The organism is Amycolatopsis sp. NPDC049691 (assembly GCF_040675005.1).
GTDB lineage: Bacteria > Actinomycetota > Actinomycetes > Mycobacteriales > Pseudonocardiaceae > Amycolatopsis.
In genome coordinates this window covers 214,686-240,228 of the sequence record NZ_JBFANX010000007.1, presented here as the reverse complement: position 1 = coordinate 240,228, position 25,543 = coordinate 214,686, and the positions used below count along the sequence as shown (strand labels likewise).

The following is a 25,543-nucleotide window of genomic DNA, read 5'->3' as shown; positions in this document are numbered from 1 at the left end:
CCTCAGTGGACGGTGAGCAGGGCGAGGACACCGGAAACGGCCTGGTCGAACGGTTCGGGCGCGTTGGCCGCGCGGGCGAGCACATAACCGCCCTGCAGGACGGCGACGACGGTGGCGGCCAGTGCGGCGGGGTCCGGTGTTGGGGGAAGCTCCCCCGCGGCCTGGCCTTCGCGCAGGACGTCGGCCAGCCGGGCCTGAAGGCGGGTGAGCGTCGCGTCGACCGGAGCGCGCAGCTCGGGGTCGGCGACGACCTCGGGGTCCTGCGTGAGCCGGCCGACGGGGCAGCCCCGGAGCACTTCGCGCTCGCGGCGCAGGTACGCGGTGATCCGCTCCACGGCGGTGCCGGGCCCGCGCAGCTGGGCGTCGGCGGCGGCGAGCAGCTCGTCCGCGCTGCGCCGCACGGCTTCCAGCGCGAGTTCCCGCTTGCCAGAGAAGTGGTGGTACATGCTGCCCTGCCCGGCGCCGGCGCGCTGTTGGATGGCCTTCGGGCTGGTGCCGACGTACCCGCGTTCCCACAGCAGCTCGCGGGTGCTGTCGATGAGCTGGTCCCTGGTGTCCACGTCCGGGACTGTACATACTAGTAGGTACAGAAGCCAGTGCTTTGCCGTTTCGCACGCGCGAGCATGGCGCGCAGCTCGGTCGCACCGACGTTCGCGCCGAAGGCCTCGGCACCCGGCTCGAGACGGACACCCTCGGCGAGCGGGCCGGCCACCACCGGATCGAAGCCGAAGGCGTCGACCAGCTCCGCCACGCGCGCCACGTCGGCCGGGTCGTCGCCCGCGAGCGCGATCGCCTTGCGGCCCGGGGCGCCCGCGGGCCGGGCCTCGTCCTCGAGGTCGTGGTAGCCCATGTGGTTGAACGCCTTCACCACGTGCGCGTCCGGCAGGAAGGCCTGGACCGTTTCGCTGGTCGACACGCGCAGGTCCGCCCGGACGCCGTCGACCTCCCACCAGTAGTTCATCGCGTCGACGACCAGCTTGCCGGCGAGCGCCGCCGCCGGGATCGTGCGGTACTTGCCCAGCGGCAGCGCGAGCAGGACGACGTCCGCCTTGGCCGCCGCCTCCCCGGCGGTCACCGCGACCGCGCCGGGGGTGAGGACGTCGACGGTGAGCGCGATCTTCTCCGGCGCCCCGGAGCCGGCGACGAGCACGTCGTACCCGGCGGCCAGGGCGAGGCGCGCCAGGACCGTGCCGACCTTGCCCGCGCCGAGGATCCCGATGATCATTCCGCCGCCGCCAAGAGGTCGCGCACCATCGGGATCACCTTGGCGCCGTACAGCTCGACCGCGCGCAGGCGGGCGCTCACCGGCTGGGCGCCCGCGGTGTAGATCAGGTCGAACCGGCCGACGCCCAGCTCCGCGACCGCGCGGGCGATCTTGCGGGCGACCGTCTCGGGTGACCCGATGTACAGCGAGCCGTGCTCGATCTCGTGGTCGTACTCCTCGCGCCGGATCGGGGCCCAGCCGCGCAGCGCGCCGATCCGGTCCCGGATCACGCGGTAGTGCGGCCAGAACACTTCGCGCGCCTGCTCGTCGGTGTCGGCGACGAAGCCGGGGGAGTGCATGCCGATCGGGTGGGCGGTGGTCCCGAACTGCGCCGCCGCCTTGCGGTAGAGATCGACGTACGGCGCGAACCGCCCCGGCGGGCCGCCGATGATCGCCAGCATCAGCGGGAGGCCGTGGCGGGCGGTGCGGATCACCGACTGGGGCGAGCCGCCGACGCCGACCCACGTCGGCAGCCGTCCGCTTTCGGTCTTCGGGTGCACGTCGGCGGCTTCCAGCGGCGGCCGCAGGGTTCCGCGCCAGATCACCGGTTTCTCGTCGAGCAACCGCACGAACAGGTCGAGCTTCTCCTCGAACAGCGCGTCGTAGTCGCTCAGGTCGTAGCCGAACAGCGGGAACGACTCGGTGAACGAACCCCGCCCGAGGATGACCTCGGCGCGGCCGCTCGACAGGGCGTCGACCGTCGCGAAGCGCTGGAACACGCGGACCGGGTCGTCCGAGCTCAGCACCGTGACGCCGGAGGACAGCCGGATCCGCGACGTGCGGGTGGCGATGCCGGCCAGGACGGTCTCGGGGGTCGAGATCGCGTACTCGGGCCGGTGGTGCTCGCCGAGCGCGAGCACGTCGACGCCGAGTTCGTCGGCGAGCACGGCTTCGTCGACCACCTGCCGGATGGCCGCGGCGGGGGAGAGGGGCCGTCCGGCGTCGTCGTGCGGGACGTCGCCGAAAGTGTCGAGCCCGAAGTGCAGGTCGGTCACGCTGACTCCTTTGATTGACACGTCAATCATCCGCTCGATATGATTGACGTGTCAACCAGGAGGTGTGGTGACCCAGCCGACACGACGGCGGCGCGTGCTGCCGACCACGGAGGAGCTGCGTGTCTGGCGCGGCTTCATCGAGACCGCCGAGGCCCTGCGCGCCGAGCTCGGCGCGCGCCTGCAGGCGGAGTCCGGGCTGTCGCCCGGGGACTACGCGGTCCTGCTCGCCCTCACCGAGGCCGACGGGCAGCGGCTACGATCGTCGCAGCTCGCCGACGACATCGGCTGGGAGCGCAGCCGCCTGTCGCACCACCTCGGCCGGATGGAGAAGCGCGGCCTGCTCCGGCGCGAGGAGTGCCGAACGGACAACCGTGGCGCCGAGGTGGTGCTGACCCCGGAAGGCGACGCGGCGTTCCGCGCGGCGACGGTCCCGCACCTGACGGCGGTGCGCGAGCTGTTCGTGGACGCGCTGACCCCGCACCAGCTCGCCGCGGCCGGCGAGGTCGCGGCGGCGCTGCGGGCCAACCTCGGCTAGAGCCGGGAGGTCCTGCCGGTGATGTCGCGGGCGCCGCGAGTCCGGATCAGGCTGGCCACGACGGCTGTCGCCAGGATCAGGCCCACCACTGCCAGCGACAGACCCGTCGGGATCTTCCAGACCTCCAGCAGCAGCATCTTCACGCCCACCCAGACCAGCACCAGCGCCAAGCCGAGCTTCAAGTACACGAACCGGTGCATCAGATCCGCCAGCAGGAAGTACATCGCGCGCAGGCCCAGGATCGCGAACGCGTTGGACGTGAACACCAGGAACGGCTCCCGCGTCACCGCGAAGATCGCCGGGATCGAGTCCACCGCGAAGACCACGTCGGTCACCTCGATCAGCACCAGGACCGCCAGCAGCGGGGTCGCCACCCAGCGGCCCGCCTCGCGGACCAGGAACCTGCCGCCGTGCTGGACGTCGGTCGTCGGGACGAGGCGGCGGAACACGCGCAGGACCGCGTTCCGCTCGTAGTCCACCGCCTCCGCGCGGTGCAGCGCCATCCGCACGCCCGTCAGCACCAGGAAAGCGCCGAACACGTACAGGATCCAGGCGAAACTCGCGAGCAGCGCCGAGCCGGCCGCGATGAACACCGCCCGGAACACCAGTGCGCCGAGGACGCCGTAGAACAGGATCCGGTGCTGGTGTTCGCGTGGCACCGCGAAATAGCCGAAGATGATCGCGAACACGAAGACGTTGTCGACCGCCAGGGACTTTTCGATCACGTACCCGGCGAAGTACTGGCCCGCGAACTCCGCGCCCCAGGCCCACCAGACGACGGCGCCGAACGCGACGCCCAGCGCCACCCACACCCCCGACCACACCAGCGCCTCGCGGACGCCGACGACGTGCGCCTTGCGGTGAGCGAACAGGTCGATCGCGAGCATGAGCAGGATGACGCCGAGCACGGCAGCCCAGGCCCAGAAGGGGACGGTCACGGCACACTCCTCCGGTTCGGTGCGAACCGGAGGTCTTCCCGGCCACCGCGAGGTGGCGCCGGCACCGGGTCTGCGCCGGGGCAGCCGGATTGACGATGCCGGACCGGGGCGGGTACTCCCCTCCGTCCACTCCAGAATGACGAACTTTGCTTCGTCTGTCAACTGTGGACGGCTAAGCTCCCCGCATGGCTTCGTGGACGTTCCTGAGCAACCACGCGCACGTCCTGCTGTGCCTGGCCGAGAACCCGGACCACCGGCTGCACGACCTCGCCGAGCGGGTCGGGATCACCGAACGCGGCGTGCAGCTGATCCTCGCGGACCTGATCGCGGACGGCTACGTCGAACGCGAGCGCGTGGGCCGCCGCAACCACTACACGATCCACCCGGAAGGCCGCCTGCGGCACCCGCTGGAAGCCCACCACCGCGTGGCCGAGCTGGTGGCGGCGCTGGGCCCCAAGCGGCGTTGAACCCTCAGTCCAGCACAGGCAACGACAGCCGGAAGCACGCGCCTTCGCCGACCGCCGTCTCCAGCTCGACGTCGCCGCCGTGCGCGCGGGCCAGCGAGCGGGCGATCGACAACCCCAGGCCCGCGTCCGCGCCGCCGGCCCGCGTGCGCGACCGGTCGGCGCGGTAGAAGCGGTTGAACACCTTCTCCGCCTGCCCGGCCGTCAGCCCCGGCCCCGTGTCGGCCACCTCCAGGACCGCGCGGCCCGCCACCGTGCCGACGCCGATGCGGACGCTCGTGCCCGGCGGGGTGTGCGCGGCCGCGTTGCCCACCAGGTTCGTCACCACCTGGCGGAGCCGGGCCTCGTCCGCGTCGACCGGGGCCGGGCCCGGCGGTCCGTCGCCGCCCGGGCCGGTGAGGGCGACCGTGCGGGACGGGTCGAGCGCGCGCAGGTCGTGCCGGGCGTCGCCGGCGAGGGTGCGCAGGTCCATCGGGGCCCGGTCGAGCTGCTCCTCGGGGGCCTCGTCGAGCTGGGCGAGCAGCAGCAGGTCCTCGGTGAGCGCGGTGAGACGGGTGGCCTCCCGGTCGATGCGGCGCATGGCTTCGTCCACATCGGACGGTTCGGGCAGGGCGCCCATCCGGTACAGCTCCGTGGACCCCTTGATGCCGAACAACGGCGTGCGCAGCTCGTGGCTGACGTCCGCGACGAACGCGCGCATCCGCGCCTCCGACGCCGCCCGGGCGGCGAAGGCGTCCTCCAGCTGGCCGAGCATGGTGTTGAGCGACGCCGCGAGGTGCCCGATCTCCGTGCCGGGCGGCGCGAGGACCGGGACGCGTCGGGTGAGGTCGCCGCCGGCGATCGCGGCCGCCGTGTGCTCGATCCGGCGCAGCGGGCGCAGGCCCCGGCCGAGGGCGAACCAGCCGGCCGCGGTCAGCAGGACGAGCAGCGCCCCGCCGGTGATCAGGCTGCTCACCCGCAGCTGGGTGATCGTGGCGTCGGCTTCGGCGAGTGGTGCGGCCGAAACGATCGTCCCGCCCCAGCGGGCGGCCGGGCGCGCGACGGCCCGCCAGCGTTGCGAGCCGTCGGTGGCCACCAGGTCGACGCCGCTCCCGCCGGTGGGCACCGTGCGCAGCGCGTCGAGCGGCGGCAACGTCGAACCCGGTACTCGCGACGAGTGCAGGCCGCCCACGACCGCGCCACCGGCGTCCAGGTAGACGACGTACGGGCTGCCGAACAGGTCGAGCGCGGGGTCGAGGAGGTCCGGCCGCACGGCGGGGTTCCCGGCCGGGGGCGGGCTCGCCGCTAGGGAGATGAGCTCGGTCATCGAGCGCAGCTGGCCGTCGAGGCGGTCGAGCTGGAAGCGTTCCAGCTGATCGGTGACGAGCGCGCTGACGAGCGTCAGGCCGGCCAGCAGGAGGCCCGCGGTGAGCAGCAGCAGCCGCGCCCGCAGCGACAGCCGCCTCACCGCCGGGGCTCGCGCAGCACGTAGCCCACGCCGTGCACGGTGTGGATCAGCTTGGGCTCCTCGGTGTCGACCTTGCGCCGCAGGTAGGAGATGTAGGTGTCGACGATGCTGGCGTCGCCGCCGAAGTCCTCGCGCCAGACGCGGTCGAGGATCTGCGCCTTCGACACGACCCGGCCGGCGTTCTCCATCAGGTAGCGCAGCAGGCGGAACTCGGTGGCGGACACGCGGACGGGCCGCCCCGCGCGGGTCACCTGCCGGCCGTCGGCGTCGAGGGCGAGGTCGCCCACGGTCAGGACCGCGGCCGGGTGCCCGGCGGTGCGGCGGAGGATCGCCCGGATCCGCGCGATCAGCTCCGCCAGGTCGAACGGCTTCGTCACGTAGTCGTCGGCGCCGAGGGACAGGCCGGTGACCTTGTCGGCCTGCCCGTCCCGCGCGGTGAGGAAGAGAACGGGCACCGGGCGGTGCTGCTCGCGCAGCCGCCGGACCACTTCGAAGCCGTCCAGGTCGGGCAGCATGACGTCCAGCAGCACCAGGTCGGGCGGTTCTTCGGTGGCCGCGGCGACGGCTTCGGTGGCCGTCGCCGCGGAGGTCACCCGGAAGCCGGCGAACCGGAGGGCGGCCGAGAGCAGCTCGCGGACGGTGGGTTCGTCGTCCACCACCAGCAGCCGGGTCATCGCGTCCATGCCCGCGAGGATACGGAGATCGCGCGGACGAGCAGGCTGCCGGCGAGCCCCGCGACGGCCCCGCCCGCGGCTCCGGCGACCAGGGCGAGGAGCGGGTTCGCCGCCAGCCGCGCGCCGAGGACGGGGACCGAGAAGCCGAACACGGACACCGAGAGGTCGACGGAGAACCGCGTGAGGAGCGCGACGGCGGTCGAGACACCGCCGACGATCACGGCGAGTTCCGCGGCTTGGCGCAGGGGTGGGTGGCGCCGGTGGAGGGCGACCGCGATGCCGCAGCCGAGCAGCACCACGGCGGCGATCCAGTGCGTGGCCGGGAAACTCGTGTCCGGCGCGCAGGAGAGCAGGCCGGTGGTGCCGAGGTGCCAGGGGACACCGAGGCCGGTCAGGACGGCGGCGGGCAGCAGCTGGGGGAGCAGGAGCAGGACGGCCCCGGCCGCGGTGGCGCCGCCGAGGATCCCGGCGGCGACCAGGCAGACCGCGGCGAGGCACGCGAGCGGCCACCCCAGGGCGCGCAGAGTTGGTGCCACGGAAGGGAAACGCGCGATCAGCCAGCATGCCGCGACGACCACGAGCGCGAAGGCCAGGGCGCCGGCGACGGTGGGTCCGGCGGCCACGGAGAACGCGGCTTCCAGGTGAGAGGGGGTTGGTAGGCCGCCTTGGGTGGGGAACCCGGCGCCGAGGCCGCCGGGGAACGGCTGATGGGCTCCGGCGGAAGGCCAGATGCCAAGCCCACCCGGCAGGGGCCGGCTCAACCCTCCGGAAGGCCCGGTGCCAAGCCCACCCGGCAATGCTTCCCGCATCCCCGCCGGGGAACCGGCGCCCGACAGCGCGGCCGAAGCACAGCCCCGCGGCGCACCGATACCACCCGGCAAGCCCACCTTTCCCCTTGCCCAGAACGAAACCGTCCCCAGCGTCCCCGCGAAAGCCACCCCCGCCACCGCACCCCGAACGACCAGCCCCTCACGCCGGCGCAGCAACAGCCACCCCAAAACCACCGCCCCGGCAAGGGAAACCCCGAGCGGAATTCCGCTCAACCCACCCCGCAAGGCAACCGGAAGCCCGCCGACGGCAGCGGCCTGGAGATCGACCGACCCGCCCACGGCCAACGCGACCACCGCCGCCGTCGACGAACCGACCTGGTCCATCCCGAGCAGCAGCAACCCCACCGCCGCCACGCCCGCCATCGCCACCAGCGACGCGGCCGCCGCGAGCAAGCCGCGGACCACCTCGCGCATCAGACGTCCCGGCGGCGGAACACCACGAACGCCACCGCCAGCACCGCGGCCACCCCGGCGCACATCCCGCCCAGGTTCAGCCACGGGTGCGGGAAGTCCGGGTCGGGCACCGTCTTCAGGACCGCGGACGCCCCGAGCGTCGGCCAGTAGAAGAACAGCCCGCGCACCCACGCCGGGAAGAGGCCGGCGAGCGCCGGGACCAGGAAGACGATCCCGACGAGCGTCGCCAGCGCGCCCGCCGTCGCCCGCATCAGCGTGCCGAGCCCGACCGCCAGCAGCGCGATCGCCGCGAGGTAGAGCCCGCCGCCCGTCACCGCGGACAACGCTCCGGGATCGCCGAGGGACGCCCGGGGCAGGCCCTGCGCACCCAGCACCGCCTGGCCGAGGAAGAACGCGGCGAACATCAGCACCTGGCCCGCCACCACGGCGACGGCGACGGCGACCACGACCTTGGCCGCCAGCAGCCGCTCCCGGCGGGGCGTGGCGACCAGGGACGTCGCCACCAGCCCGGTCGCGTGCTCGCCGGTGACGACCAGGATGCCCAGTACCCCGATGATCAGCTGCGCGACGATGTACGACGTCAGGCTGCGGTTGGTCGGGTCCCAGGCCTGCGGGTCCTCGGCGTAGGCCTTGCCGGCGGCGTTCATCGCGAGGGCCGTGATGCCGAGCCCGGCCGCGAACAGGCACGCCAGGGTGTACCAGGTCGAGCGCAGGCTGCGGAGCTTGATCCACTCCGCGTGGACGGACCGGGTGAAGCTCACGCGCCCACCCCCGCGTACTCGAGGCTGTCGCGGGTCAGCTCCATGAACGCGTCTTCGAGCGAGACGCGCTGCGGGGTCAGCTCGGCGAGCGCGACGCCGTGGTAGGCGGCGAGCTTGCCGATCTCCCCGCTCGTCAGGCCGGAGACCACGAGTGAGGCCTCGGCGCCTTCGCGCACCTCGGCCCCGGCGGTGACGAGCAGCCGCGCGAAGCCGGCGTCGGGCGTGCGGACGAGCACGGTCCCCTCGCCGCGCACCAGCTCGCTGACGGCGGTGTCGGCGACGAGCCGGCCGCGGCCGATCACGACCAGGTGGTCGGCCGTCTGCGCCATCTCGCTCATCAGGTGGCTCGACACCAGCACGGCCCGGCCTTCGCCGGCCAGGGAGCGCATGAAGTCGCGGATCCACCGGATGCCTTCCGGGTCGAGCCCGTTCACCGGCTCGTCGAAGATCAGCACGCGCGGGTCGCCGAGCAGCGCCGCCGCGATGCCGAGCCGCTGCCGCATGCCGAGCGAGAACCCGCCCGCCCGCTTGCCCGCGACGCTCTCCAGCCCGGTCCGGGCCAGCACCTCGCCGACCCGGCGCCGCGGGAGCCCGTTGCTCACCGCCAGGGCCAGCAGGTGGTCGTACGCCTTGCGGCCACCGTGGACGGCACCCGCGTCGAGCAGCGCGCCGACCTCGGTCAGCGGAACGGGGAGGTCGCGGTAGCGGCGCCCGCCGACGGTGACGGTTCCCCGCGTCGGCGCCGCGAGGCCGAGGATCAGCTTCATGGTCGTGGACTTGCCCGCGCCGTTCGGCCCGAGGAACCCGGTGACCTGCCCGGGCTCGACGGTGAACGACAGGTCGTCGACGACGGTGTCGGGGCCGTACCGCTTGGTCAGCCCGCGCACTTCGATGGTGGTCATGCCGGCGAGCGTGGCCCGCCCGCCTGGCCGGTTCCTGGGAGGTTCTGGGAGAACCCTGGGAGTTCGCGCGGCCGGGAGCGTCTTCGCCCGTCGCTTCCCCGGAAATCGAGCCCGGGCGCCGGTCAGCCGCGGGTGGCGCGGGCGCGCAGGTGCGCCCGTTCGCCGTGCTGCCCGAAGAGGATGAGCAGCTCGACGGCCTTCCCGTCGGCGCTGCCGAGCCAGTGGGGCAGCGTCGTGTCGAACTCCGCGGCCTCGCCCGCCGGCAGCACCAGGTCGTGCTCGCCGAGGACCAGCCGCAGCTTCCCGTGCAGCACGTAGAGCCACTCGTGGCCGTCGTGGGTCTGGTGCGCCGGCTCCGGCGGCCGGTCGCTGCCCGGGATCAGCATCTTGTACGCCTGCATGCCGCCCGGCCGCCGGGACAGCGGCACGAACGTCATGCCGTGGCGGTGGATCGGGGCGAGGTGGACGCGCGGGTCGCCGGTGCGGGGCGCGCCGACGAGGTCGTCGAGCGGGACGCGGTACGCGCGGGCCAGCGGCAGCAGCAGTTCCAGGCTGGCCCGCCGCTGCCCGCTCTCCAGCCGCGACAGCGTGCTCTCCGACACCCCGGTGGTGCCGGCGACCTCGGCCAGCGTCAGCCCGCGGGTCCGGCGCAGCGCCCGCAGCCGCGGGCCGACCGCGTGCAGGACGTCCTCGATGTCGTCGCTCACCCGGCCATCTTGCCGAAACCGCAAGAAAGCGTGCCACTCCGGCACGGCCGCGCCACGGTGGGGCCATGACCGCCACGGAATTCTGGGACGCCCACTACGCGACCCCGCGGGACGAACCCCGCCCGAACGTCCGGCTCACCGAGGCCGTCGCCGACCTGCCGCCCGGCACCGCGCTCGACCTGGGCAGCGGCGCGGGCGGCGACGCGCTGTGGCTCGCCCGACGCGGCTGGCGCGTGACCGCGGCCGACCTCTCCGGCGTCGCGACCACCCGTCTGGCCGGACACGCCCGCGAACTCGGGCTCGGCGAGCGGATCCGCGCCGAGCGGCACGACCTGGCCGAGACGTTCCCCCCGGGCCGCTTCGACCTCGTCTCGGCGCACTACCTGCACACGTCCTTCGCGTTCCCGCGCGCCCGCGTGCTGCGCCGGGCCGCGCACGCGCTGGTGCCGGGCGGCCTGCTGCTGGTCGTCGACCACGGGTCGGTCGCGCCGTGGTCGTGGGACCGGGAGGCCCGGTTCCCCGCGCCACGGGATGTGGCGCGGTCGCTGGATCTCGACGCCGGCGAGTGGACCGTCTCGCGTGCCGAAGCCCTCTCCCGCCGGGCCACCGGACCCGGCGGGCAGGTCGCCGAGGTCGTCGACCACCTGCTGCTGATCCGCCGAAGCCGATGACCGTCCGAGGAGGACAGACCATGCCCCGCCGACGTGACACCCCGCCCCCGCGGACCGGCCCCGGCGAGAAGGACGTGCTGCGCGGGTTCCTCGACCAGCTGCGCGCCGCGGTGGCGGCCAAGGCCGAGGGCGTGCCGGAACCGCAGGTCCGGACACCCGGCGTGCCCTCGGGCACGTCCCTGCTCGGCTTGGTCCGGCACCTGACCCACGTCGAGCGCTTCACGTTCCTCGGCGAGCGGACGGCCGACTGGCAGGCGACGTTCCGGCCGCGGCCGGCCGAAACGGCGGCCGCGCTCCTGGCGGGCTACCGCGCGGCGGTCGCCGAGGCCAACGCGGTGATCGACGCGTGCACCGACCTGACCGAGCCGGTGGCCCGCCCGGGCGGGACGCAACCTTCGATGCGCTGGGCTTTGGTCCACATGATCGAGGAGACCGGCCGCCACGCCGGCCACGCCGACATCCTGCGCGAGCTGATCGACGGGTCGACGGGCCGGTGACCGGTGCCCGGCGTGGTCGGGGGCGCGCCGCCGCGGGCGGCTTCCCCGGCGACGCGCTCGGGTACGTCGCGACTGTCCGAACAGGACAGCCGAGCCGGGCCCGCCGGTGGTGCGGCGGGCCCGGGTCCGGTCCTAGCGGATGGTCTTGTTCGCGGCGAAGTAGGCGTTGGACGGCGTCAGGAACGACAGCACCACGCCGATGACGGCGACGACCACGCTCACGTAGCCGAGCACCGTGGTCTGCCCGGCCAGCACCGAAATCAGCTGCAGGGCGGTGATCACCGTGAGCACGATCCGCGCCCAGTTCCGGCCGGCGCGCAATTTGAACGCGAACAGCAGGTACAGCGCGGCGATGATCACCGCGATCACGAGCGCGACGACCATCGTGATCGTGACGGCCTGGTCGATCTGCGCGTCGGTCAGCCCGCCGCCGCTTTGTCTGTTCGAATTCCGCAGTGTGTCGGCGATCGCGTCACGGCTTGCGAAGATCAGGAAGCCGCCGACGAGGCCGATGACGGTCGAGGCGATGAACGCCCAGAAAGCGCCTTCGACCGTGCTGGGCCGTGCCGGCGCGGTGGCGGGCTGCCCCGCCGCCGCGGATTCGGGGTAGTTCGGGTAGTTCGGTGATTCGGTCATAGAGATCGAATAGCACGATCACCACCCGGCCGCCGAACGAACCGCCATTTCCGGCGCGAAACCGTGATGTCGGACATCAGTGCCGGCGGGTGAGTGCCTCCCGTTTGACGAAGCCGATCACCGCGGTCGCGACGAACAGCACCGCGCCGACGATGATCAGCCAGAAGAGGCCCTTGATGACGATGCCGAGAACGGCCAAAACGGCCCAGATCACCAGCAACCCGACGAGAAGACCCATGTCAGCTCCCTTTTCGAAGGTGACGGCGGGGTACCCGCGCTCGCGGGGCGCTACACCCGGCACCGGCGTCGCCAGTACGCCCAGGTGACGGCGGCCAGCAGCGGCGCCCAGAGCAGCAGCGGCAGGTAGCAGGCCACGAGCAGGGCGTGCCGGCCCGGGCCGGCGAACGTGACGGCGCCGAACCCGGGGAAGTCCCGGAACGCGTACCCCCAGATCACCGCGAGGGCCAGCGCCCCGGCGGCCGCCGGGACGATCGCGGCGTACGGCGCGACCCGGCGGCCGCCGAGCAGCGGGACCCACCGCGGGACGCGTTCGCCCCACGGCCGGACGAGGCCGAGGGTGAGCAGGGCCAGTGCTTCGGAGACGACGCTCAGCCCGACGATGTACGCGGCTTCGCCGAAACCGATGACGTAGTAGGGCCGCAGCCCGAGGTCGGCGCCGCCCGCGAGGAAGAGCCGCCAGATCCCGGACGGCAGGGTGACGAGCGGGACGGCGTGGGCGGCGGCGACGGCCCACCGCTGTGGGCGGACGACGGGTGTGGTCATGGCCCCAGCCTGGCTCGGCCGGGGCGCCGCGACCTCCCACCCGGGTATCAGCCGTCCCCTCGCTCGGGGGAGGCGCGCTCGTGCAGCGTCGCCTCCAGCTTGGCCAGCAGCCCGGTGAGCGTCGTGCGCTCGTCCCGTGTCAGCCCGCCGATCAGGTCCGCTTCGTGCTCGAGCAGCCGGCGCACGGTCGCCTCGATCAGGGCGTGGCCGGCGTCGGTGAGCTTGACCGCGACCGCGCGGCGCGACGCCGCCGACGGCGCCCGCTCGACCAGGCCTGCCTGCTCGGCGCGGGCGATCCGCTGGGAGATCGCGCCCGCGGTGACCAAGGTGCGGCGCGTGATCTCGCGAGTCGTCAGCTCGTACGGCGGCCCGGCGCGCCGGATCACGCTCAGCAGGTCCAAAGTCGACGGATCGATGCCGAGCTCGGCCAGCGTCCGGCGCCGGTCGTCGGCCAGCAGCTTGGCGATGCGCCAGGCGGGCGTGATGACCTCGATGGACTCGGTCCGCACGCCGGGCAGCTCGCGCTGCCACGCCGCCGCGATGTCGGCCGCGGGCCAGCGCAGGATCGCTTCCATCGGGTAGCCGTCGTTGGACACCCTCGCCTCCCGTTGCTACGTTTAGAGCTAAACATAGCAGAGGAGGAGTGTTCGTGAGTCGTATCGTGCTGGTCACCGGCGGCGGGAGCGGGCTCGGCAAGGCGGTCGCCGCCCGCTTCCGCGCGGCCGGGGACACCGTGGTCGTCACCGGCCGGGACGCCGGCCGCCTCGAACGCGTGGCCGGCGAGCTCGACGTCCGTCCGATCCCGTGCGACGCCACCGATCCCGGGCAGGTGGCCCGGCTGGCGGACGAGCTGGGCCCGGACCTCGACGTCGTCGTGAACTCGGCGGGCGGCAACACCGACCTCGCCGGCGAGCCGGGCCCGGGCCTGGCGGGCGTGCTCGCGGCGTGGCGGGCGAACCTGGACGCCAACCTGCTCAGCGCCGTGCTGACGACGACCGCGGTGCTCGGCAAGCTGCGCCCGGGCGGCACCATCGTCGCCGTCGGGTCGATCGGCGCCGAGTACGCGTCGGGTTCCTACGGCGCGGCGAAAGCGGCGCTGGCCGCGTGGACCGCCGGGCTGTCGGCGGAGGTCGGTCCGAAGGGGCTCACCGCCAACGTGATCTCGCCGGGGTACATCGCCGAAACCGCGTTCTTCCAAGGCAAATTGACCGATCGGCGGCGGGAGGCGCTGATCGCGGCGACGCACAACGGCCGGGCCGGCCACCCCCGCGACATCGCGGAGACCACGTTCTTCCTGGCTTCCGAAGGGGCCCGGCACATCACCGGCCAGACGCTGCACGTCAACGGCGGCGCGTTCACCACTCGTTGACGTCCATTGTGGATTCCCAGCCGAGGTCCGCGGAAATCCTCGCGGCGGCCCGGGCGGTGACCCGGCCGGCGGCGTCGAGGCGCCCGCCGAGCCGCCCGGCGGGCGCGGAGACGTTGAGCGCGGCGACGACCCGGCCGCGGAAGTCCCGCACCGGTGCCGACACCCCGGCGAGGCCCGGCTCGAACTCTTCGTGGACGCGGGCGTAACCGTCCCGCCGGGCTTCCCGGATCTTCGCCGCCAACCGGGGCAAGGAGTCCACTTCGGACGGTTCCGGGAAGCGGACGTAGAGGTCGTCGGGGGAGGCGTCGAGCAGCAGCACGCGCCCGGCGGACGTGCGGCGGGCCGGGACACCGCGGCCTTCCCAGCCGGGCGCGCGGAAGGAGTGCCCGGACACCGAAAGCACGGTGAGCACCTCCTGGCCGCGCAGCACGCAGAGGTGGGTGGTCTCTTCGAGCTCGACCGCCAGGTCCCGCATGACCGGTTCGGCGGCGCGGACGAGCCGGTCGTCGACGGTCCGGGCGACGAGCGAGAACAACCGCCTGCCGAGCCGGTAGGCGAGCGTGTCGGGATCCCGTTCGACGACGTCTTCTCCGGCGAGCGCCTTGAGCGCCCGCGAGACCTGGCTCTTCTCCCGCCCGGTGAGCCGCGCGAGCCGGGCCACACCCAGCCCGCCCGCGCGCTGGGCCTCGGGTGAGGCGAGCGCTTCGAGGAGGTCCAGGTCGCGGCGGAGGCCGTGGCCGGGGTGGCGCTGGTCGTCGGGCATGCCCGCGAACGTAGCAAGCCGCGGTTGGCGTGAGCGCAACGCGCGTTGCGATCGCCGGCTGGTCCTTGCCCGGCGTTTCCGGTGGCTCCTACCGTCGAGCGGGTGCGGATCACGGCCATCACCCTCGACCGGCTGCGGCTGGACCTGGACCCGCCGCTGCGCGCGGCCTGGGACCCGGACCCACGCCGGCACTTCGACGCCACGATCGTGCGCGTCCACACCGACGACGGCGTCACCGGCATCGGCTCCGGCGACACCATGGCCGGCTTCGAGGCCGTCGAGCACCTGTTCCTCGGCGAGGACCCCCTCGACATCGTCCGGCACGTCCAGGCCATCGAAACGGCGAACTTCCACGGCGGTCGCTTCTGGCCCCTCGAAGCCGCTCTCTGGGACGTCATCGGCCAGGTCGCCGGCCTGCCGGTGGCGACCCTGTTCGGGAACGCCACGCGTTCGCTGCCCGCGTACGCCTCCTCGGCGGAGCTGAAACCGCCGGCGGAACGCGTCGAAACCGCCCTGCGGGCCCGGGAAGCCGGGTTCCGGGCGATGAAGATCCGCATCGCCCGCGAGCGCGTGGACGATGGCGTCGCCGCGGTGGCGGCCGTCCGCGACGCGCTCGGCCCGGGCTTCGGGATCATGGTCGACCTCAACCAGTCCTGGCGGATGGCCGGCGACACGAGCGCCGCGACCGACCTCGCGGACACCCGCAAGCTGGTGCGCCGGCTGGCCGAACTGGACGTCCTGTGGGTCGAAGAACCGTTGCCGTACCACGACCTCGACGGCTTCCGCACGCTGCGGGCGGAGAACCCGGGCGTGCGGATCGCGGCGGGGGAGATGCAGCACTCGGTGCCGGAGCTGCTGCGGTACCTCGAAGAGGACGTCCTCGACGTCTACCAGCCGGACGTCGTGCTGGCGGTCGGCCTGCACCGCGCCCGGACGCTGGCCGAGCTCGCGCGGCTCAAGCACCGCGCGTTCACCCCGCACAGCTGGACCAACGGCATCGGCGTGCTCGCCAACCTGCACGTCTCGGCCGGGGTCGGTGGTGGCCCGTACTTCGAGCTCCCCTGGGACCCGCCCGGCTGGACGCCCGGGCGCCGCGACTTCATGCTGGCGGCACCGCTGATGATCACCCCGGACGGCGACCTGGAAGTTCCTCCGCGGCCCGGTCTGGGTGTCGAACTCGACGAGGAGGCGGTGGACCGGTGGCGGATCTGACGCGCTGGACCGTGGTACCGGGCGGCCGGACCGAATACGGGCCCGGGGTACTGGCCGAGCTGCCCGCCTTCGTCGATTTCGTAGGGCACGCGCGGGTGTTCGTTGTCACCGATCGCGGTCTGCGGGCCACCGGGATCGTCGGGCGCGTCGAGAAGATCCTGGCGGCGGCCGGGATCGAGCACGCCGTGCACGAGGACGTCGGCCCGAACCCGTCGACGGCGGAGCTGGACCGCGGGGCCGCGCGGCTGCGCGAGTTCGGCGTCGCGACGGTGCTCGCGCTCGGCGGCGGGTCGGCGCTGGACGCGGCCAAGGGCATCGCCCTGCTGGCCGGCAACCCGGGCGCGGCCGCGGCGGACGCGGACCGGCTGTGGGACGCGCGCGACGGCCTGCCGCTGATCGCGGTGCCCACCACCGCGGGCACCGGAGCCGAGACCAACGGCTTCGGCGTCACCGAAGACCGGTGCACCCGCCGGAAAGTCTACATCGGACACTCGTCGGTGCGGCCGCGGATCGCCGTTCTGGACCCGGAACTGACGCTCGCCCTGCCCGCCGCGGTGACCGCCGCGACCGGGCTGGACGCGCTGGTCCACGGCATCGAGTCACTGGCTTCGCGCGGGTCGACGCCGTTCTCCGCGGCGTACGCGACGCAGGCGGTCGAGCTGGTCGGCCGCTGGCTCCCGGTGGCCTGCCGCGACGGCGGCGACCTGGCGGCGCGGTCCGGGCTCATGCTGGGCGCGCACCTGGCCGGGCACGCGCTGACGTTGTCCGGGCTCGGGCTGGTCCACGGGATCGGGCACGCGCTGACCGCGCACACGGGCACCCCGCACGGCGTGGCGCTGGCGGCCGTGCTGGAGGAGGTGCTGGCGTTCGGTGCCCCGGCGTACGAGGCGACGGCTCGTGCGTTGTGCCGGCCGGGCGAGGCGATCGAGGCGGTGCGCGGGATTTCCGGCGCGCTCGGGATCAAGCGCCCGCTGCGCGAACTCGGCGTCGCCCGCGAGGACCTCCCGGTGATCGCGGCGGACGCGGTCGCCGACACCGTCACGAAGAACACGCCCCGGCTGCCGTCGGAGGCGGAGGTCGTCGAGCTGCTGCGGAGCGTGTACTGAACCGCTACGCGGCGAGCCCGGCCGCCACCGCGAGCAGGTGGGGCGCCAGCGCGTCCGCGATCACCGCGTACCCGGCCGACGAGGGGTGGAACCGGTCCGCCGAGAACAGCGACGCGTCCGCCGCGAACCGCCCGGTGAGCTGCGGGCCCGCGGTGGCCACGGCACCGCCGGCCCGGATCGCGGCTTCGGCTTGGGCGCTCGCGTAGTGGCCGCTCGCCGCGGAGACCAGCTCGCGGTAGGGCCCCGGCACCCGCGACACGATGCCCAGGTCGGGGGCGGGCACGACGAGGACGCGGGCGCCGGCGCGGACGAGCCGGGCCACGGCGTCGTGCAGCTGGCGGGCACCGACGGCCGGCGAGACGAACCCGGCCAGGTCGTTCGCGCCGATCACGATCAGCGCCAGGTCCACGCCGGCGCGCAGGGCGGCGCCGGCCTGGCGGTCCAGGTCGGCCGAGCGCGCGCCGGGCACGCCGAAGCCCTGAAGCTGAACGACGTGGCCCGCGGCCCGCAGCCGCCGCGCGAGCCGCTGCCCGAGGGTGTCCTCCGGGCGCGCGCTGCCGACACCGGCGGCCAGCGAGTCGCCCAGGACGCAGAATCGGAGCGTGGTCATCGTGGGTACAACGTCCGCGGGGCGTGGTTGTTTCCCGGGCGGTTCGCTTGACTAGGACCGTGGTCGTGCGGGTGCTGCTCGGGCTGGTGCTGGTCGTCGTGCTGGCGCTGGCGCTGGTGTGGGTCTTCCAGCGCCGTCTGATCTACCTGCCGGACACGACGCCGGTGCCCGCGGCGGCCACGGTGCTGCCCGGCGCCGAGGACGTCCGGCTCCGCACCGCCGACGGCCTCGACCTGGGTGCGTGGTTCGTCCGGCCCGCTCAGCGGGAACCGCTCGCGACCGTGCTGGTGGCGAACGGCAACGGCGGCAACCGGGCCGACCGGGCGCCGCTGGCGGCGAAGCTCGCACAGGCGGGGCTGGCGGTGCTGGTGTTCGACTACCGCGGCTACGGCGGCAACCCCGGCGATCCCGGCGAGGACGGCCTGGCGCTCGACGTCCGCGCGGCCTGGCGGTTCCTGACCGAGGACCGGCGGGTGCCGCCCGGCCGGATCCTCTACTACGGCGAGAGCCTCGGCTGCGCGGTGGTGACCGAGCTGGCGCTCGAGCACCCGCCGGCCGGGCTGCTCCTGCGGTCGCCGTTCACCGAGCTGGCTGCGGTCGGCGCCGAGGTGTACCCGTACCTGCCGGTGCGGCTCCTGCTGCGCGACCGGTTCCCGGTCAAGGAGGAGGTCGCTCGCCTGCGGGTGCCGACGGTGGTGGTCCTGGGCGGCCGCGACACGGTCGTCCCGCCCGCCCAGAGCCGCGAAGTGGCCGCGGCGGCCGCGGCGCGGCTGGTGGAGATCCCGGACGCCGACCACAACGACCCGGTGCTCCTCGAGGGACCGGCACTCGTCGAGGCGGTGTTGTCCCTGGTGCCGCGCTAGGCGTTGGCGGCGACCCACTTGGCGATCTGGGCGCGGTTGGTGCAGCCGAGCTTGGTGAGGATGTGCTGGACGTGGCTCTCCGCCGTCCGCTCGGAGATGTGCAGCAGCGCCGCGATCTGCTTGTTCGTCAGCCCGTCGGCCACGTGCGCGGCGACCTCCCGCTCGCGGCGGGTCAGCGGCCCCGGCGTGTCCCCGCGCAGGGTCGCGGCCAGCGCGTCGGCGGCCTGCCGGACCGGGGCCATGCCCAGCCGGGCGGCCGTCGCCGACACCGAGGCCGCCAGGCCGAGCGCTTCGGGCACGTCGCCCGGACGGCCGCGCCGGGCCAGCGTCTTGGCCAGCTCGAAGCGCGCCAGCGTGGCGTACGGCGGGGTGCCTGCCTCCTCGTTGGCCGCGATCGCGAGCCGGGATTCCCGCACGGCTTCGTCGAGCCGGCCGGCGGCCGCGGCCGCCAGCGCGAGGTAGCGGCGGACCGAGCCGGTGACGAGGATCGAGCCCGCGCCGCCGGTGACGAACAACCCGGCGTGCGGCCGCAGGATCGCCGCCGCCCGCTCGACGGCCTCCGGCGGCCCGAACTCCGCGCCCACCTCCACCGCGGCCGCGGCGACGGGCAGCGTCGCGGGCACCGGCGCGGGCTCGAAAACCGCGCCGCGGCGGTAGAACCCGGCCGCCCCGGCCCGGTCGCCCATCTGCAGCAGCCACGCCGAATGCAGCAGGGCGACGAACGGCGGAGCGTGCTCGGTGAAGATGCTCGCCATCGCCGGCGTCACCAGGCTCGCCCGCCCGGTGAGCCCGGCGACGGACGCCAGCACGGTGATCGGCACGCCCCGCAACGACATGTGCGCCCGGTCCGCGACGAGCGCGAAGCTCTGCTGCAGCGCCTCGACGGCGTCGTCGAACCGCCCGCGCGCGATGGCGACCGTCGCGGAGCTGCGCAGGTGGTGCCAGCGCGCGAGCGGACGGCGGAGGCGTTCGGCCGGCAGCCGCAGCGCGTCGAGCTCCTGTTCGGCCTCCCCGAACCGGCCGAGCATCAGCAGTGCGTCGAACCGCCACAGGTGACCCCACAGCAGCGCGTCGGCGTCGTCGCGGTCTTCGCCGAGCGCGAGCATCCGCTGGGCGAGGGCCAGCCGTTCGTGCACGCCGTCGGGGCCGGACCGCACCATCTGCCGGGCCCGCAGCGCCGAGCAGAGCACGTCCGGGTCGCCGAGGGTCTCGGCGATGGCCAGCGCCTCGGCCGACTCGGCCTGGCCGCCCCCGAGGAACCCCGCTTCCCCCGCGTGCAGGGCGAGCAGCCGGGCGCGCAACGGGTCGTCGCCCGGCGGCAGCCCGGCGAGCGCCTCGCGGGCGATCTTGGCCCCGTTGAAGCTGCCCCACGGATCGGACAGGCCTTCCATCGCCAGGGCGATTTCGCCCAGCAGCGCCGGATCACCGGCCTCCCGGGCCGCGACGGCGGCGGCCTCCAAGGCCCGCGAGCCGCGTTCGATCTCGCCGCCGCGCAGGTGGGCGACCCCTTCGCGGCGGCCGAGCCGGGCCCGGTCGGCGGCGGACGCGGGCGCCGCGTCGAGCGCGCGCCGGTAGAGCTCGGCGGCGCGTTCCCAGGCGAGCTGGGCCAGCGCCTGGTCGCCGGCGCGCTCGGCCCAGTCCGCGGCTTTCGCCGCGTCGCCGACGGGCAGCGATTCCAGCCAGTGGTGGGCGATTTCCGACGTCCGGGCCGGGTCGCGGTGCTCAAGCCAGGCCGCCAGCCGGGCGTGCGCGGTCAGCCGCGCCGCCGTCGGCAGGTCCGCCGCCGCGGACTCCCGGATCAGGTCGTGCTTGAAGCTGCGCGCGGTCACGATCCCGGCTTCGGCGGCCTCGTCGAGGTCGGTCAGGACGTCGGCGGCGGGCCGGCCGGTGACCTCGGCGAGCGCGGTCGGGTCGAGGTCGCGCCCGAGCACCGCGGCGGTCGCGACCAGCAGCCGGCACGGCTGGCTCAGCCGGGCCAGCCGCGCCCGCACGGTGTCCACGACGCCGTCCGGCAGCGCGTCCCCGCCCGCGCCGGCCAGCCGGGCCAGCTCGGACACGAAGAAGGGGTTGCCGCCCGACCGGCGGCTGACGAGCGTCGCGAGCTCGGCCGGGACGCCCCCGCGGCCGAGCTGTTCGACGACCTCGGCTTCGGTCAGCCCGGCCAGCCGGATCCGGGTCAGGACCGGCTCGCGGGCGAGTGCGGCGAGCGCGGTGGTGAGGGCTTCGCGGCCGGTCGCCTCGGTGTCCCGGTAGGTCGCGACGACCAGCACGGGCGCGCGGTCGAGGTCCCGGGCGAGGTGGACGAGCAGGGCGAGCGACGCGGCATCGGCCCACTGCAGGTCGTCGAGCACGGCGAGCAGGCCGTGCGGCGCGGCTGCCTCGCGCAGGCCGTCGGCGAAGGCTTCGAAGGCCTGGAAGCGGGCCTCGGCGGAACCGTTCGCGTCGCCGGTCGGGAACGGCCGGTCCAGTGAGCGCGCCAGCTGCCGGAAGACCCAGTACGGCGGGCTGCCTTCGTCGTCGCTGGCGCGTCCCCAGCCGACCGGCACGCCGATGTCCTCAGCGTGCCGGGCGAGTTCCCGGGCGAGGCTGGTCTTGCCGATGCCGGGCTCGCCGACGACGAGCACCACCCGGCCCCGCCCGGCCCGCGCTTCCGCGAGGCCGGCGCGCAAGAGGTTCAGTTCGCCGGCCCGGCCGACGAAGCCCCGGCCGAGCTCCATGCGCCAGTACGATACGGCGCCCGCGCGGCTCCGGCGTGGTTCGCCAGGCCGGCGGGGGAGGCGGGCAGGTGCCGGTCAGGGGGTCCGCCGGGTCAGCGGGGCTCGCCCGGCCACCGGAACTTCGGCCCGGCCGGCCAGATCGGCGCCGGGAACCACGACGCCCGCGCCAATCCCTTGACCAACGTCCGCCAGAGCGCCTTCACGCGACCCACGTCCCTCGCGCGCAGACCGCCCGGACCCGCAGCAACGCCCGCGGGTCCGCCAGGGGATCGCCGTCCACCGCCAGCAGGTCCGCGTCGAACCCGGGTGCCACGCGGCCCTTGCGGTGCGCCAGTCCGCAGACCCCCGCCGCGACCGAGGTGACCGCGCGCAGCGCGTCGGCCGGGGAGAGGCCGATCTGGCGCAGCATCAACGGCGCCCACGGCAGCACCCCGTGCGGCTTCACCGGCGCGATCCCCGCGTCCGTGCCCGCGACCACCCGCGCCCCCAGCTCGTGCAGGCGCCGGTAGTTGCCGATCACGCCCGGCATCCGGCGCGCGATCTCCTCGGGCGGTGCCAGGCCCTCGACCGGCACCATGCCGACCGTCGCCCCCACCGCCACTCCCTGGTCCACGACGGCCCGCAGCAGCTCCTCGGAGTGCTCGACGCCCGTCGCGGTCCAGAACGTCACGTGCTCCATACCGTCGACGCCCGCCGCGAGGGCGTCGACGATCGACGGCGTGCCGTGGGCGTGCGCCGTCACCGGCAGCCCGTGGCGGTGGGCCTCGTCGACCGCCGCGCGCAGGACGTCCCGGTCGAACTGGGCGTCCTCCTGGCGCGTGCCCGGCGTCATCGTCCCGCCGCTGGCCATGATCTTGATGACGTCGGTCCCGCGTTCGACGTGCTCGCGCACCGCCGCCCGCACCCCCGCCTCGCTCGCCTCCGCGACGCCGCCGAGGAAGTGGCAGTGCCCGCCCGGGCTGGTGATCGGCGGCCCGGCGGCGACCAGCGACGGCTGGTCCGCGCGGTCCCGCAGCCCCAGCGACAGGTAGCCGCGGTCGCCGAGGTCCCGCACCGTCGTCACCCCGGCCCGCAGCGACGCCCGCCCGGCCTCGGCCATCGCGGCGAACGCCTGCTCGTCGTCCCGGGCGGCGAGCCGTGCGACGGGTTCGGTACTGGCGTCGAAGGCCAGGTGGACGTGCGTGTCGACCAGGCCCGGCAGCAGCGTCGCGCCACCCAGGTCCAGGACGTCGGCCCCGTCGGGGACGGTCCCGCCGGACTCGACGCCCAGTACCGTGGCGCCGTCCAGCACCACCAGCGGGTTCGCCACCAGGGCGGACCCGACGCCGTCGAACAACCGGGCCGCGCGCACCGCCGTGAGCCGCCGCCGCTCGGTCACCACAAGCTGTTTCGTCATGGGGCCACGATCGCCCGGATCCGCGGTCCGCACGTCGAGGCAACTACGGAGACGCGGTACGGAGATCGGTCAGCGGTTCGCCGCGCTGACTTGGTCCTGGACCCGCGTCCGCACCGCGCTCTCCGCCGACAGTCGCGCTTGGACGGTCGGCGTAGAACGCACCGGGCCGGCGACCGGGTACACCCGGTCCTCGCCCGGCAGCGGGACCCCCGGGCAGGTCGTGCTGCCGGGCCGGGAGTTCTTGGTGAGGAACACGTTCACCAGCCCGTCGACGCACGGGTTGCCCGCCAGCGCGTACTGCCCGTGGAACGGCGAGTCGTCGACCGACACCAGCGGCACCCGCGCCGAGCGCACCGCCGCCGATGCCTGCTCGTAGCCGGTCTGTGGATCGAATTCCCCTTGCACCACAAGGATGTTCGCCGCCACCGAAGCGGGCACGTCCGGCAGTTCGTGCTGCGGCGCGTCGGACCAGAAACCGCACGTCTCGCCGAGGCCGTAGGCCCAGCCGAACAGCGGGTACCGCGGTCCCTGCCGGTCGCTGAGCCGCCGGTACCAGGCCGCCGGACGCGTCGGCTGGTCACCGCACGCGACGGCGTAGCGGGTGCCGGGCGCCTGGGTGTAGTCCGGCGCCGCCGCGGCCACGACGGCCGGGGTCACGGCGGCGGCCGGGACCCCGAACGCCTTGTGGGACACCGCATCCAGCGCGTCGGCCAGCGCCGGCGGGGGAGTGGCCGCGGTACCGTCGAGCGCCGCCGCGCCGCCGAGGAGGACGACCGCGCCGAGCAGCCACTGCAGCTCGCTGCCGTTGCCGACGAAGATGCCGTCGAAGTTGTCGGGCGAGACGCCCTGACTGCCGTAGTAGGCCCGGACGCGTTCCCACTTCGCCTTCACCTCGGCGGCCGTCCCGCCCAGCTGCGCGGCGAAGTTCCGCGCGAGCCACGGCACGTAGACGTCGTCGAACTGGCGCTGGTCGATCACCGGGAACGCCTCGAAGTCGGCCTGCAGCCTGCCTTCGAAGTCGACGCTGGAATCGAGCACGGTCTTGCCGGTGTGCTCCGGGAACAGCGACGCGTACTTGGCGCCGAGCCACGTGCCGTAGGAGTAGCCGAGGTAGTTCAGCTTCTCGTCGCCGAGCAGGGCGCGGATCAGGTCCATGTCGTGCGCGGTCTGCCACGTCGTGACGTAGGGGGCGAGCGCGTCGCTCTGGCACGCTTCGGCGACGGCCCGCGGACGCTTCTGGTGTTCGGCGATGCTCGCGGCCGACCGGTCGCGGGCGTCCAGCAGGCCCTGCGGCAGCCGCCCGACCGGTACCCGGCACTGGAAGCCCTGATCGCCGGTGCCCGCGTGGCCGGTGCCGCGCGGGTCCATGCCGACGAAGTCGTAGAGCCGGTGCACGGACGGCTCCAGCGCGGCGAGCGGACCGGCGAGCGTGCTGCCCTGGCCGCCGGGCCCGCCGGGGTTGAGCAGGAGCGCGCCCTGCCGTTCGCCGGTCGCGGCGGCGCGGCTGACCTGCACCGTCAGGTCGGTGCCGGCGGCCGGGTTCGCCCAGTCGCGCGGCACGGTGACCAGCGCGCACTGCGTCGGCGCGTCGCCGGCGCCCGGCTTGAACGGGCAGTCGCCCCACTGGAGCTGCTGGCTGGTGTACGGCGTGAGCGGGTCCGCGGCCGCGGCGGGCACCGCCGCCGCGAAGAGGGCGGCCGTCGCGGCCGCGAGTCCGGTCCGGGAGATGCGCACCGGGTGTCCTTTCGTCGCCGGGTGGGGTGCGCCCGAGCCTGGCCCGGCGCCGGGCGCCGGTGATCAACCCGGAGGACGAACTCGCCGCCGACGCCTCGACCCTGGGTATGAGCCGGCCGGCTCAGCGCGCGCCGCGCCGCGGGGATCGGGATCATGGGCTCATGACCCGTCCGGGAATCGGCGTCGTCGGGCGCCGCCTGGTGCAGTTCCTGCTCGACGAACTGCTCGTCTTCCTGCCGATGCTGCTGCTCGCGATCGCCGTGGTCTGGCTCTTCCACCCGAACGGCCCGGGCCTGCTGACGTTCCTCAAGGTCGTCCTCTACACGATGCTGGTGCTGGACTTCCTCGGTCTGGTGTTCGTCAACGTGTGGTGGCCCTACCGGCACGGCGGGCAGACCCCGGCGATGCGCTGGCTGCGCCTGCGCATCCGGACCCTCGACGGCGGCCACCCGACCTTGGGCGCGCTCTTCGTCCGCGACCTGCTGATGGTCGTCGACGGCTTCGCGTGGGGCCTCGCGGGCATCGTGGTGATGCTGGTGTCGCGCCGGCGGCAGCGGTTCGGCGACATCGTCGCGCGCACCGTCGTCGTGCGCGTGCCGAAGTCAGTGGACCAGGCCGCTTTCCCACGCCCAGATGGCGATTTCGGTGCGGTTGCGGGCCCCGAGCTTGCGCTTGACGGCGCCGATGTGGGTTTTGACCGTGGGCAGCGAAACCACGAGTGAGCGGCAGATCTCGTCGTTCGTCGCCCCGCGCGCCACGGCCTTCACGACGTCGAGTTCCCGCGGCGTGAGCGGGGTTTCCGGCGCCGGGCGGGACGTGGCGCGCGTGAAGTGCGCGAGCAGCCGGGTCGTGATCGCGGGGGAGACGAGCGCTTCGCCGTGAGCGGCCGCGTGCACGGCTTCGACGAGCAGGTTCGGCCCGGCGTCCTTGAGCAGGAACCCGCACGCCCCGGCGCGCAGGGCCGCGTGCACGTTCTCGTCGAGCCCGAACGTCGTCACCATCACCACGTGCAGCGGGTCCGGGACGTCCGGGCCGGCCAGCAGTTCGGTGGCGCGCAGCCCGTCCACACCAGGCATCCGGATGTCCATCAGCGTGACGTCGGGGCGCAGTTCGCGGGCCAGCCGCACGGCCTGGTCGCCGTCGGCGGCCTCGCCGACGACCTCGATGTCCGGTTCGCCTTCCAGGATCAGCCGGAAGCCCGCGCGGACCATCGCCTGGTCGTCGGCGATCAGCACTCGCGTCGGCAACCCGCTCT

Annotated in this window: 29 protein-coding genes; 9 read left to right on the top strand and 20 right to left on the bottom strand. The window is 74.3% G+C overall.

Going from position 1 to position 25,543, the window contains the following annotated elements:
• Positions 1–2: 2 nt before the first annotated feature.
• The 3 genes from AB0J40_RS18595 to AB0J40_RS18585 are packed head-to-tail and all read right to left on the bottom strand — an operon-like array spanning position 3 to position 2,259.
• Positions 3–560: a TetR/AcrR family transcriptional regulator gene (locus AB0J40_RS18595; protein ID WP_364454283.1), complete on the bottom strand. Its 558-nt coding sequence runs from the start codon at positions 558–560 to the stop codon at positions 3–5.
• A gap of 17 nt (positions 561–577) precedes the next feature.
• Positions 578–1,225, bottom strand: coding sequence for an NAD(P)-binding domain-containing protein (locus tag AB0J40_RS18590; protein WP_364454280.1), 648 nt, complete (start codon positions 1,223–1,225; stop codon positions 578–580).
• A complete protein-coding gene (locus AB0J40_RS18585; protein WP_364454277.1) occupies positions 1,222–2,259 on the bottom strand; it encodes an LLM class flavin-dependent oxidoreductase in 1,038 nt (345 codons plus the stop codon). The genes AB0J40_RS18590 and AB0J40_RS18585 overlap by 4 nt, the downstream gene beginning before the upstream one ends.
• Positions 2,260–2,326: 67 nt before the next feature.
• Between AB0J40_RS18585 and AB0J40_RS18580 the strand changes: the two genes are divergently transcribed.
• Positions 2,327–2,794 carry a MarR family transcriptional regulator gene (locus tag AB0J40_RS18580; protein ID WP_364454274.1) on the top strand — a complete coding sequence of 156 codons (468 nt, stop codon included), beginning with the start codon at positions 2,327–2,329 and terminating at the stop codon, positions 2,792–2,794.
• Here AB0J40_RS18580 and AB0J40_RS18575 read toward each other — a convergent pair.
• Positions 2,791–3,732, bottom strand: coding sequence for a TerC family protein (locus tag AB0J40_RS18575; protein ID WP_364454272.1), 942 nt, complete (start codon positions 3,730–3,732; stop codon positions 2,791–2,793). The genes AB0J40_RS18580 and AB0J40_RS18575 overlap by 4 nt on opposite strands.
• 185 nt (positions 3,733–3,917) lie before the next feature.
• Here AB0J40_RS18575 and AB0J40_RS18570 point away from each other — a divergent pair, with 185 nt between their 5' ends.
• Positions 3,918–4,199 carry a MarR family winged helix-turn-helix transcriptional regulator gene (locus AB0J40_RS18570; protein WP_364454271.1) on the top strand — a complete coding sequence of 94 codons (282 nt, stop codon included), beginning with the start codon at positions 3,918–3,920 and terminating at the stop codon, positions 4,197–4,199.
• A 4-nt stretch (positions 4,200–4,203) separates the two neighbouring features.
• On the opposite strand, the gene AB0J40_RS18565 is transcribed toward AB0J40_RS18570, so the two are convergent.
• From AB0J40_RS18565 to AB0J40_RS18540, 6 genes are all read right to left on the bottom strand, one after another.
• Entirely contained in the window at positions 4,204–5,643 is a 1,440-nt protein-coding gene (locus AB0J40_RS18565; protein WP_364454269.1) for a HAMP domain-containing sensor histidine kinase, read from the bottom strand.
• A complete protein-coding gene (locus tag AB0J40_RS18560; protein WP_364454267.1) occupies positions 5,640–6,326 on the bottom strand; it encodes a response regulator transcription factor in 687 nt (228 codons plus the stop codon). Before AB0J40_RS18560 ends, AB0J40_RS18565 begins: the two co-directional genes overlap by 4 nt.
• On the bottom strand, positions 6,314–7,561 hold the full coding sequence (locus AB0J40_RS18555) for a streptophobe family protein (protein WP_364454265.1): 1,248 nt from the start codon (positions 7,559–7,561) through the stop codon (positions 6,314–6,316). Before AB0J40_RS18555 ends, AB0J40_RS18560 begins: the two co-directional genes overlap by 13 nt.
• Complete coding sequence (locus AB0J40_RS18550; protein WP_364454262.1) at positions 7,561–8,322, bottom strand: ABC transporter permease; 762 nt, start codon at positions 8,320–8,322, stop codon at positions 7,561–7,563. The genes AB0J40_RS18555 and AB0J40_RS18550 overlap by 1 nt, the downstream gene beginning before the upstream one ends.
• The gene (locus AB0J40_RS18545; protein ID WP_364454259.1) at positions 8,319–9,224 is read right to left on the bottom strand and encodes an ATP-binding cassette domain-containing protein; all 906 of its coding nucleotides are present in this window, start codon (positions 9,222–9,224) and stop codon (positions 8,319–8,321) included. The genes AB0J40_RS18550 and AB0J40_RS18545 overlap by 4 nt, the downstream gene beginning before the upstream one ends.
• A 122-nt stretch (positions 9,225–9,346) precedes the next feature.
• On the bottom strand, positions 9,347–9,931 hold the full coding sequence (locus AB0J40_RS18540; protein ID WP_364454256.1) for an XRE family transcriptional regulator: 585 nt from the start codon (positions 9,929–9,931) through the stop codon (positions 9,347–9,349).
• A gap of 65 nt (positions 9,932–9,996) precedes the next feature.
• Here AB0J40_RS18540 and AB0J40_RS18535 point away from each other — a divergent pair, with 65 nt between their 5' ends.
• Both AB0J40_RS18535 and AB0J40_RS18530 read left to right on the top strand, forming a co-directional pair.
• Positions 9,997–10,602 (top strand): class I SAM-dependent methyltransferase, encoded by a 606-nt coding sequence (locus tag AB0J40_RS18535; protein ID WP_364454254.1) that lies wholly within the window; start codon positions 9,997–9,999, stop codon positions 10,600–10,602.
• A 20-nt stretch (positions 10,603–10,622) separates the two neighbouring features.
• Positions 10,623–11,099 carry a DinB family protein gene (locus AB0J40_RS18530; protein WP_364454251.1) on the top strand — a complete coding sequence of 159 codons (477 nt, stop codon included), beginning with the start codon at positions 10,623–10,625 and terminating at the stop codon, positions 11,097–11,099.
• Between the two features lie 132 nt (positions 11,100–11,231).
• Here AB0J40_RS18530 and AB0J40_RS18525 read toward each other — a convergent pair whose 3' ends face one another.
• The 4 genes from AB0J40_RS18525 to AB0J40_RS18510 form a co-directional block, all read right to left on the bottom strand.
• The gene (locus AB0J40_RS18525; protein ID WP_364454248.1) at positions 11,232–11,735 is read right to left on the bottom strand and encodes a hypothetical protein; all 504 of its coding nucleotides are present in this window, start codon (positions 11,733–11,735) and stop codon (positions 11,232–11,234) included.
• Between the two features lie 76 nt (positions 11,736–11,811).
• Entirely contained in the window at positions 11,812–11,973 is a 162-nt protein-coding gene (locus tag AB0J40_RS18520; RefSeq protein WP_364454245.1) for a hypothetical protein, read from the bottom strand.
• 50 nt (positions 11,974–12,023) lie between these two features.
• Entirely contained in the window at positions 12,024–12,518 is a 495-nt protein-coding gene (locus AB0J40_RS18515; RefSeq protein WP_364454242.1) for a hypothetical protein, read from the bottom strand.
• Between the two features lie 47 nt (positions 12,519–12,565).
• Entirely contained in the window at positions 12,566–13,114 is a 549-nt protein-coding gene (locus AB0J40_RS18510) for a MarR family transcriptional regulator (protein WP_364454240.1), read from the bottom strand.
• A gap of 53 nt (positions 13,115–13,167) precedes the next feature.
• Between AB0J40_RS18510 and AB0J40_RS18505 the strand changes: the two genes are divergently transcribed.
• The gene (locus AB0J40_RS18505) at positions 13,168–13,887 is read left to right on the top strand and encodes an SDR family oxidoreductase (RefSeq protein WP_364454237.1); all 720 of its coding nucleotides are present in this window, start codon (positions 13,168–13,170) and stop codon (positions 13,885–13,887) included.
• On the opposite strand, the gene AB0J40_RS18500 is transcribed toward AB0J40_RS18505, so the two are convergent.
• A complete protein-coding gene (locus AB0J40_RS18500; protein ID WP_364454234.1) occupies positions 13,874–14,650 on the bottom strand; it encodes an IclR family transcriptional regulator in 777 nt (258 codons plus the stop codon). The genes AB0J40_RS18505 and AB0J40_RS18500 overlap by 14 nt on opposite strands.
• 102 nt (positions 14,651–14,752) lie before the next feature.
• Between AB0J40_RS18500 and AB0J40_RS18495 the strand changes: the two genes are divergently transcribed.
• Positions 14,753–15,862: a mandelate racemase/muconate lactonizing enzyme family protein gene (locus tag AB0J40_RS18495; protein WP_364454232.1), complete on the top strand. Its 1,110-nt coding sequence runs from the start codon at positions 14,753–14,755 to the stop codon at positions 15,860–15,862.
• The gene (locus tag AB0J40_RS18490; RefSeq protein ID WP_364454229.1) at positions 15,850–16,968 is read left to right on the top strand and encodes an iron-containing alcohol dehydrogenase; all 1,119 of its coding nucleotides are present in this window, start codon (positions 15,850–15,852) and stop codon (positions 16,966–16,968) included. Before AB0J40_RS18495 ends, AB0J40_RS18490 begins: the two co-directional genes overlap by 13 nt.
• A 4-nt stretch (positions 16,969–16,972) precedes the next feature.
• Here AB0J40_RS18490 and AB0J40_RS18485 read toward each other — a convergent pair whose 3' ends face one another.
• On the bottom strand, positions 16,973–17,578 hold the full coding sequence (locus tag AB0J40_RS18485; protein ID WP_364454226.1) for an SGNH/GDSL hydrolase family protein: 606 nt from the start codon (positions 17,576–17,578) through the stop codon (positions 16,973–16,975).
• A gap of 59 nt (positions 17,579–17,637) precedes the next feature.
• Between AB0J40_RS18485 and AB0J40_RS18480 the strand changes: the two genes are divergently transcribed.
• Positions 17,638–18,441, top strand: a complete 804-nt coding sequence (locus tag AB0J40_RS18480; protein ID WP_364454223.1) for an alpha/beta fold hydrolase — start codon at positions 17,638–17,640, stop codon at positions 18,439–18,441.
• Here AB0J40_RS18480 and AB0J40_RS18475 read toward each other — a convergent pair.
• From AB0J40_RS18475 to AB0J40_RS18465, 3 genes are all read right to left on the bottom strand, one after another.
• Entirely contained in the window at positions 18,438–21,158 is a 2,721-nt protein-coding gene (locus AB0J40_RS18475; RefSeq protein ID WP_364454221.1) for an AAA family ATPase, read from the bottom strand. The genes AB0J40_RS18480 and AB0J40_RS18475 overlap by 4 nt on opposite strands.
• Positions 21,159–21,357: 199 nt before the next feature.
• A complete protein-coding gene (locus AB0J40_RS18470) occupies positions 21,358–22,554 on the bottom strand; it encodes an amidohydrolase family protein (RefSeq protein WP_364454218.1) in 1,197 nt (398 codons plus the stop codon).
• A gap of 69 nt (positions 22,555–22,623) precedes the next feature.
• A complete protein-coding gene (locus AB0J40_RS18465) occupies positions 22,624–24,288 on the bottom strand; it encodes an alpha/beta fold hydrolase (RefSeq protein WP_364454216.1) in 1,665 nt (554 codons plus the stop codon).
• A 26-nt stretch (positions 24,289–24,314) separates the two neighbouring features.
• Between AB0J40_RS18465 and AB0J40_RS18460 the strand changes: the two genes are divergently transcribed.
• On the top strand, positions 24,315–25,010 hold the full coding sequence (locus AB0J40_RS18460; RefSeq protein WP_364454214.1) for an RDD family protein: 696 nt from the start codon (positions 24,315–24,317) through the stop codon (positions 25,008–25,010).
• On the opposite strand, the gene AB0J40_RS18455 is transcribed toward AB0J40_RS18460, so the two are convergent.
• On the bottom strand, positions 24,891–25,535 hold the full coding sequence (locus tag AB0J40_RS18455; RefSeq protein WP_364454211.1) for a response regulator transcription factor: 645 nt from the start codon (positions 25,533–25,535) through the stop codon (positions 24,891–24,893). The genes AB0J40_RS18460 and AB0J40_RS18455 overlap by 120 nt on opposite strands.
• Between the last annotated feature and the right edge of the window lie 8 nt (positions 25,536–25,543).